General features: G+C 51.0%; 9 protein-coding genes. 3 read left to right on the top strand and 6 right to left on the bottom strand.

Annotation, left to right across the window (positions count from 1 at the left end):
- The 3 genes from LDK53_RS21800 to LDK53_RS21810 all read right to left on the bottom strand — a co-directional run.
- On the bottom strand, positions 1-278 hold a 278-nt coding region (locus tag LDK53_RS21800; protein ID WP_225288055.1), incomplete at its 3' end, for a DUF3828 domain-containing protein.
- Positions 278-640 carry a hypothetical protein gene (locus LDK53_RS21805; protein WP_045285026.1) on the bottom strand — a complete coding sequence of 121 codons (363 nt, stop codon included), beginning with the start codon at positions 638-640 and terminating at the stop codon, positions 278-280. The genes LDK53_RS21805 and LDK53_RS21800, both read right to left, overlap by 1 nt.
- Before the next feature lie 126 nt (positions 641-766).
- Positions 767-1,339: a flavin reductase family protein gene (locus tag LDK53_RS21810; RefSeq protein ID WP_225288056.1), complete on the bottom strand. Its 573-nt coding sequence runs from the start codon at positions 1,337-1,339 to the stop codon at positions 767-769.
- Positions 1,340-1,447: 108 nt separating this feature from the next.
- Here LDK53_RS21810 and nhoA point away from each other — a divergent pair, with 108 nt between their 5' ends.
- A complete protein-coding gene (gene nhoA, locus LDK53_RS21815; protein WP_095451242.1) occupies positions 1,448-2,284 on the top strand; it encodes an N-hydroxyarylamine O-acetyltransferase in 837 nt (278 codons plus the stop codon).
- A gap of 9 nt (positions 2,285-2,293) precedes the next feature.
- Here the strand turns inward: nhoA and LDK53_RS21820 are convergent, their stop codons facing one another.
- From LDK53_RS21820 to LDK53_RS21830, 3 genes are all read right to left on the bottom strand, one after another.
- Positions 2,294-3,247: a GlxA family transcriptional regulator gene (locus LDK53_RS21820; RefSeq protein WP_225288057.1), complete on the bottom strand. Its 954-nt coding sequence runs from the start codon at positions 3,245-3,247 to the stop codon at positions 2,294-2,296.
- A 61-nt stretch (positions 3,248-3,308) separates the two neighbouring features.
- Positions 3,309-3,986, bottom strand: a complete 678-nt coding sequence (locus tag LDK53_RS21825; RefSeq protein ID WP_225288059.1) for an isochorismatase family protein — start codon at positions 3,984-3,986, stop codon at positions 3,309-3,311.
- 146 nt (positions 3,987-4,132) lie between these two features.
- Positions 4,133-5,062, bottom strand: a complete 930-nt coding sequence (locus LDK53_RS21830) for a LysR family transcriptional regulator (protein ID WP_047958689.1) — start codon at positions 5,060-5,062, stop codon at positions 4,133-4,135.
- A 154-nt stretch (positions 5,063-5,216) separates the two neighbouring features.
- On the opposite strand from LDK53_RS21830, the gene LDK53_RS21835 reads away from it, so the two are divergent.
- The gene (locus tag LDK53_RS21835; protein ID WP_225288058.1) at positions 5,217-6,305 is read left to right on the top strand and encodes a 4-oxalomesaconate tautomerase; all 1,089 of its coding nucleotides are present in this window, start codon (positions 5,217-5,219) and stop codon (positions 6,303-6,305) included.
- 68 nt (positions 6,306-6,373) lie between these two features.
- Positions 6,374-7,618: an MFS transporter gene (locus LDK53_RS21840; RefSeq protein WP_126800085.1), complete on the top strand. Its 1,245-nt coding sequence runs from the start codon at positions 6,374-6,376 to the stop codon at positions 7,616-7,618.
- Positions 7,619-7,639 lie beyond the last annotated feature (21 nt).

The following is a 7,639-nucleotide window of genomic DNA, read 5'->3' on the forward strand; positions in this document are numbered from 1 at the left end:
TTCCAGTCCTCATCCCAATCTTGCGCTTTAATGAACATATCCGCATCGGGCATGTCTTTCTCGTTACTGTCCCCTGAGTACATTTCCTTAATTGCAGCAATTGTCCCTGAGGCAACGTATTCATGCATGATGTCTGGATTGAGAACTGGCGGTTTGTCCTGATTCAGCTGCGCGATATACCATTGGTTGAATTTGAGCGCTGCCTGCCCTGGGGCATAAACACTTTCAGCAACCGCGAACGGAGACAGGGCAAAGAGAAAAAAGAAGAGTATTTTCATTAGTCGTGCCTGAACAGTTCGTAATGAGGTTGTATAGTTCGGTAAGCCTGTCCTGGGTACATGGTGCGTTGTACAAAATCACTGATCCATTGTTGACCATCGTATATGCAAACGTGGCCGCTATCGTGACCAACAATATTTTGGATCACTGCTACGTCTCCAGCATGCGGTTGATCATATACCAGGCGGAACCCAGCGTTGACTAACGTCCGCCCCATATCTTTTGCCAAACGTGTATTCGGGATTTTTAATTTTCCACCGGTTCTGATTGCTTCGGTGACGTAGCGAGCACAATACCCCGTACTTTTCGGTTGGGCGTGTGATTTGGCATACGAGATTGCACCATCTTTATTCCATGACATGAGATATTTCCTTAATAAAAGAGCTCTAAGAAACAACTCCGAAAATATCCTCCGTTTCGCATCATTATTGTAAACATAAAATGCCATAGAATTTTACTATAATTCAGTAAGATATGATTTAGGCAATCAATCCAGCGCCTTCACCATCTTCCCACTTGCCACAAACGTTCCGGCCCCAAGATGATGCAGTGTATTCAGCTTATCACCGTCAAACTGCCAGCGTCCTTCGACAAACGCACGCTCATCAGCTGCCGCTGAAACCACTTCGCCAAACAACGTATCGTATTTTTCTGCTGCGGATGTGACGGGTAATAACCGACACTCCATCCACGCCAGACATTTTTCTTCTATGACGGGCAGGCCGAGGGCGGGACCGTCTACCACCGGGATCCCGTAACAGTTGAACTTGTCTTCATCACGTCCACTGACGCTACCCACCGCCCAGGTCCAGTTGGCTGCAGCCACGCCGGGAATGACGATGCCAAACTTCCCGCTGTGTTCAATCAGTTCGCGCGACCAGGTGCTTTTATCCACCACAATAGCGATGCGCGGCGGTTCAAATTCCACAGGCATGGACCAAGCGGCGGCCATAACGTTGCGTCTGTCCAGGGTTTCATCCCGGCTGGTGATAAGTACGGTGGGGCCGTGGTTCAGCAGACGGCTGGCATGCCGTAATTCAACAGGGCGAAAGTGGCTCATAGGATCTCCTCATCTACAAAGATGAGTATGCAGAAAAAGCACGGAAATCAAAGTGGACGCGTAGAATTAGTTTATAAACACAGCATCACTATCAAAGGAAACTGATATATGTCCCCCTTTCTGACTGCCTATTACGCTCGCATCGGCTGGAAGCAGCCGGCTTCTGTTGATATCGACACCCTGCGCGCGCTGCATTTGCATCACAACTGTGCGATCCCTTTTGAGAATATCGATGTCGTCCTGCCGCGCGAAATCCAGCTTGACGATGGGTGCCTGGTCGACAAACTGGTGACAGGGCGACGTGGGGGATACTGCTTTGAGCAAAACGGCCTTTTCGAGCGCGTCCTGCGTGAAGTCGGGTTTACGGTGCGTAGCGTGCTCGGGCGCGTGGTATTAGCTAATCCGTCGCAAATGCCGCCGCGTACACACCGTCTGCTGTTGGTTGAGCTTAACGGAGAGCGCTGGATTGCCGACGTTGGGTTTGGCGGCCAGACGCTGACGGCGCCGATTCGTCTGCTCGCTAACGAAGAACAGGAGACGCCGCACGGGCTGTATCGTCTGCTGAGCGAAGGCAACGACTGGGTGCTGCAGTTCCGCCATCACGACCACTGGCAGTCGATGTACCATTTTGACCTGACAACGCAGTATTTCAGTGATTATGTGATGGGGAATTTCTGGTCAGCGCACTGGCCGCAGTCGCATTTCCGTCATCATCTGCTGATGTGTCGCCATCTGCCGGACGGCGGCAAGCTGACGCTAACCAACTTCAACTTTACCCACTGGCAGAACGGCCATGTGGAGGAGCAGCTCCATCTCCCCGATGCCGCGGCGCTGTATCAACTGATGCAGACGCGCTTTGGGCTGGGCGTTGATGATGCGAAACACGGTTTTTCACTGGCAGAGCTGACGGCAGTGATGGCGGGTTTTGATACGCACGGGAAATAATCTGGACCGCTATCGGCCGCGAAATTCGCGTCGATAGCGGGAAGGCGACGTATTCAGCCGATTGTTAAAGTGACGACGCAAAGAGGTTGTCGAGGGAAACCCGACCCGCTCGGCAATGTCATCCACCGGCTGGTCAGTTTTTTCGAGATAGCGTTGCGCGACGCTAATGCGTTGGTTCAGCAGCCAGCGCGAAAAACTCTCCCCGGTTGTTTGCTGAATACGTCGGGTAAAGCTGCGGCGGCTCATACAGGCCTTTTCCGCCACGCAGTCCAACGTGAGGGCGAGCGCAAGGTTCTCCGTTGCCCAGGCCAGCGCGTTGGTGAAATTATCCCCGCGACGCGTATTCTGAACCGGTAATTCGACATATTGTCGCTGTCCACCCTGACGATGGGGCGGTACAACCAGCAAACGCGCGACGCTGTTTGCCACTTCTGCTCCCCATGCCTGACGCACCAGATGCAGACAGCAGTCGATACTGGCCGCTGTTCCTGCAGAAGTGACAACGTCACCATCATCGATATAAAGTACGTCATTATTCATTTGCGCGCAGGGGTAAAGGCGCTGAAAGTCAGCTGCCCATCGCCAGTGCGTTGTCACAGGCCGGTTTTTCAATAGTCCGGCGGCCGCGACAACAAACGCGCCCATACACAAACCGACAATACGTGCTCCTGCGGCATGGGCATTTTGCAAGGCCTGCAAAAGTTCTGGTTCAGGAACATGCTCAGGGACATCCCAGCTTGGGACGATGACCATATCCATTCCGGCCAACGCATCCAGCCCGCGCTCAACGACGATAGAAAAACCCGCATTGGTTTTAAGCACACCAGGCGTCGTGGCGCAAACAACCAGCTGACAAAGTGGCTCACCTTGCGGCGTCAGTGCTTTCTCAAACACAGCATACGGCACCGACAGGTGAAAAGGGATGATGCCATTAAATACCACAATACCAATTTTCAACGTCATATCAGCCTCCATGTGCCAGCCAGTATAGAAGTCTGGCTGGCGACAGGGTTCAAGTCCGGTCTTATTTTGTGACTGGCAGTGCTATAACGTCTTCAGTGGTCATTATCTCAGCGAATACATCGGCAACACCGGTTAATGCCGCACGTTGCAGTGTTTTGTGATCCACCACGCCACCCTGACCATCATCCAGATCGCGTGTTGCTGTTGCATCTTCTGGAATAATCACGCTGTAACCCAGGGGGGCGGCGTCACGCGCAGTAGACGAAATGCACATATGCGTCATCAGACCAATCACAATTACTTTTTTAATCCCTTTTTTCTTTAATTGCGCATCCAGATCGGTGCCAACAAAAGAACTGGGGGTCGTTTTGGTGATAATAATGTCTTGCGCAGAAGGTTGCAGATCTTTATGGAATTGCGCAAAGACAGACCCTTCGGCGAACAGCGGGCTATCCACCGGCCCCAGATGACGCACGAAGTATACCGGCAGCCCGATATGATGGGCATAGCTGACCAGTTTTTGGCTATTCTTAAGGACTTTCTCGCCATCCGGGATAACCATCTGACCGCGAAAATCATTTGATGCGTAATATTCGTTTTGAATATCCACGACGATTAACGCAGTGTCAGAAGCAGATAAAGATTGTGTTGCCGTTGCGCCCGTCATCGCGCGAATTGTTTTGCTATTCATCCGGGGTGTCTCCTGTTCGGTAGCGTAAGTAGAAAACGTACTTATCATGCCAATCAGCAATGCCGTACGAAAAATGGATATCTTCACGTGAACTCCCTCTGTGTTCTGTTCGGGAGCCATTATTTCGCACAGTCATCAACGACAGGAGTCACCTGGAACACCAATACCGGTACTTTTGGGCCAATATGAGACGGTTACAACTGGGTAAATTTGCCAATCCAGGGGCTGCGGTTTTCACCGGACCACAGATGTAAAACCATCTCCCGGAACTTCTCCGCCGCCGGGCTCAGGGTTGTTTCCCGGCGCTGTACCAGCCCCAGGGTGCGGCGTATGACGGGTTCAATCAGCGGACGGCTGACCAGAATATGATGTTCATCGGTCGGCATCGCCAGGCTGGGAACGACAGAGACGCCAAGACCCGCTTCCACCATCCCCAGTGACGTTGACAGATGACGCACTTCATAAAACCAGTTCGGCTTCCAGGCCATTTTCTCGAACGCCTGATCGATAAGCGAACGGTTCCCGCTGGAACGCCTGACCCCAATAAGCTTCATGCCTGCCAGATCGTCCCAGGTCACCAGCGGTTTTTTCGCCAGTTCATTGTCGCGGCGGCATGCCAGAACAAAAGGTTCGTTCACCAGCGGGGCAAAATCTATATTCGGATGTGTGATGTTTATCATATTTATACCGAAATCTGCGTCGCCATTTAAAACCGCTTCGAGACAATCGCTGGCACTGTGCTCAAGGATGCGGATCCGGATGTTTGGGTAGTCATTGTTATAATCTCGTATCACTGAAGGCAGGAAATAGAAGGCGGCAGTAGGGATACAGGAAACCGTAATAACCCCTGCCTGATGTGTCGCCATTTCTTTAATACTCAGGACTGAGCTTTCATAAAAATCGATTAAATTCTTTGCCTTAGGTAAAAATTCTCTTCCCACCGTCGTGAGCTTGACGCTGCGCGTTGAACGCTCAAACAGCGTGGTACCCAGACTTTCTTCCAGTTTTTGAATTCTTCGTGTTAACGCCGGTTGTGAAATATGAAGAAATTGCGACGCTTTTGTAAAACATCCGATTTCTGCAATTTTTACAAACGCTTGTATTCCCTGTAATTCATGTTGCATGTCTGCATCCCATTTTCGCTTTTCTTAAACCACGATAACGCAAGGGTTATTAATGTGCAAAACGTATTAATCCCGCTTTTTTTGACATTAGAGTTATCAACTGGAGTGTGAAAACCTTATTGCGCTCCTGATAAAAGTGAAATGAGAAAAAGACATGCTTAAGATCCCATGTGTATTAATGCGTGGCGGGACATCAAAAGGTCCCGTTATTCTGGCCAGCGACCTGCCAGCGGAAACCGAAGCGCGTGATGCGGTTTTACTCAGCCTGATGGGCGCGGGCCATGAACTTGAAATTGACGGTATTGGCGGAGGAAGTCCGCAAACCAGTAAGGTGGCCATCGTTAGTCCTTCCGACAGCCCGGACGCTGATGTGGATTATCTCTTTGCGCAGGTGATGGTCAACGAACGTCGCGTCGATACCACACCCAACTGCGGCAATATGCTCTGTGCCGTGGGGCCCTTTGCGATAGAAAAAGGGCTGGTGAAGGCGCAAAGCCCGGTAACGACGGTGCGGATCCGTAATCTTAATACCGGGACTCTGGTTGATGCGGAAGTGCAAACGCCAGATTTCCGGGTCGTGTATGAAGGCGATACCCAGATTGACGGTGTGCCGGGTACCGCTGCGCCCATTGGCTTAACGTTCCTGAATTCTGCGGGTTCTAAAACAGGAAAATTACTGCCAACGGACAGCGTGACAAACGGATTCGACGGGATAGAAGTCACCTGTATCGATATGGCGATGCCCATGGTATTGATTGACGCCTCAGCCCTGGGCAAAACAGGAGGAGAGTCACCCGCAGAGCTGGACGCTGATAAGGCCTTTAAAGAACGACTGGAACATCTGCGTCGTCAGGCTGGCGCCGCGATGGGCTTAGGGGACGTGTCCAACAAAGTGATCCCTAAACCGGTTCTGCTCAGCAAGGCGCGTAACGGCGGAACGCTTCAGGTGCGCTATTTCATGCCACACACCTGTCATAAATCACTGGCGATTACCGGATCAATTGGTATTTCGACCGCGACGCTCATTGAAGGCTCCGTCGCCGCGAAAATCATCGCCGACCGACCAAAGGAACGCTTTACCAATATTATTGATATCGAACATCCAAGTGGAAAAATATCGGTGTCACTATTGAGAGAAGATAACAATATCGAAAATACCCGTGCGGCGGTTATTCGTACTTCACGTAAATTATTTGAAGGCGTTGTTTGCGTACCTGAGAAAATGCTCTCTGAAGTTGATTAAATAAAGTCCGAAAAATATCTGCCTTACACAACGAAATTCTGTACCTTAACTATAATACTGAGGTTATTATGGCGTTAACGCATGCTAACAATACCCAGAAAGCATCTGAGCCGGTAAAAGCCAGCGCGCATATTCGCGTAATTCTGGCGCTGGCATTATCCGGGCTTGCTGAACTTGCTTCTCTGTTTTTTATTCAACCTCTGCTGCCGACGCTGGCTGTGGAATATAATGTGCCAGTCAGTCAGGTGAGTATTATCCTGTCAGCAGAAACGGCACTGCTGGCTATTGGCCTGTTATTTACCGGAACGTTATCCGATCACTATGGCAGGAAGCGATTAATTATTGTCTCCCTTCTGCTGGGCGGGATCCTGACGCTGCTCTGCCCGCTGGTGGAGTCCTGGGCGATGCTGGTGGCGCTGCGTGCGGTGATTGGTCTGGCGCTGAGCGGTATCGCGGCAGCGGCAACCGCCTACATCAGTGAGGAAGTCGCACCGGTAGCAGCAGGGATCGTCACGGGATATTTTGTCTTCGGTAACTCGATGGGCGGCATGTCCGGCCGTATTGTTGCCAGCCAGCTTATCGATCACGTTTCCATTAATGTCATCTTTTACGGCTTTGCCGTCAGCCTGATTGCGGTTGCCATTCTGGTGAAATTCCTGCTGCCTGAATCCAAAAACTTTACCCCTACGCAGAACCTGAACGTGATGCGAATGGTGAAAGGGGCGGCATCGCATTTCAAAAACAAAAATCTGGCGCTGGCGTTTGTCATCAGCTTTATTATCTTCGGCGCATTTACCTCTCTTTATAACTATCTGGCGTTCTTCCTGAAGGGTGAACCATTCCATATTTCACCGGCTAATGCAGGTCTGCTCTCCTTTAGCTTTGCCCTGAGCTTCTTTACGGCTCCGCAGGCCGGTCGCTTATCAGCGAAATATGGCGCGATGAAAGTCTTGCGCGTGCTGTTCCTGATCATGGCCTTTGGCATGCTGCTGACGCTGACGTCGAATGTTGTCACCTTTATTGTGGGCGCGGTCATTTTTACCGGCTGTTTCTTCGGCTGCCACTCTATCGGCTTAAGCTGGGTCAGTAAAAATGCAACCCATGCAAGAGGCCAGGCCGTCGCGCTCTATTTATTCTTCTACTACATGGGCGGTTCGGTTATTGGTTTTATCAACGGTTTTGTTTTCCATTCAATGGGCTGGCTGGGAATGACAGGATTTATTCTGGCCTTACTCGGGGTTGGCGTTGTGGTGGCAACGTATCTGGCATCTGGTAATAAACCGGTGCTGGTACCCGCGCAGTCAGCAGAATAAAACATCAGGCAAGGTGTTCAC

The sequence above is a fragment of the Enterobacter sp. K16B genome, assembly GCF_020216105.1.
Classification (GTDB): domain Bacteria; phylum Pseudomonadota; class Gammaproteobacteria; order Enterobacterales; family Enterobacteriaceae; genus Enterobacter; species Enterobacter sichuanensis.

What these genes read in the sequence shown, in the direction of transcription:
- LDK53_RS21805 (WP_045285026.1), bottom strand. Translation starts at nt 640, where the DNA reads ATGTCATGGAATAAAGATGGTGCAATCTCGTATGCCAAATCACACGCC.
- LDK53_RS21810 (WP_225288056.1), bottom strand. Translation starts at nt 1,339, where the DNA reads ATGAGCCACTTTCGCCCTGTTGAATTACGGCATGCCAGCCGTCTGCTG.
- nhoA (WP_095451242.1), top strand. Translation starts at nt 1,448, where the DNA reads ATGTCCCCCTTTCTGACTGCCTATTACGCTCGCATCGGCTGGAAGCAG.
- LDK53_RS21820 (WP_225288057.1), bottom strand. Translation starts at nt 3,247, where the DNA reads ATGACGTTGAAAATTGGTATTGTGGTATTTAATGGCATCATCCCTTTT.
- LDK53_RS21825 (WP_225288059.1), bottom strand. Translation starts at nt 3,986, where the DNA reads ATGATAAGTACGTTTTCTACTTACGCTACCGAACAGGAGACACCCCGG.
- LDK53_RS21830 (WP_047958689.1), bottom strand. Translation starts at nt 5,062, where the DNA reads ATGCAACATGAATTACAGGGAATACAAGCGTTTGTAAAAATTGCAGAA.
- LDK53_RS21835 (WP_225288058.1), top strand. Translation starts at nt 5,217, where the DNA reads ATGCTTAAGATCCCATGTGTATTAATGCGTGGCGGGACATCAAAAGGT.
- LDK53_RS21840 (WP_126800085.1), top strand. Translation starts at nt 6,374, where the DNA reads ATGGCGTTAACGCATGCTAACAATACCCAGAAAGCATCTGAGCCGGTA.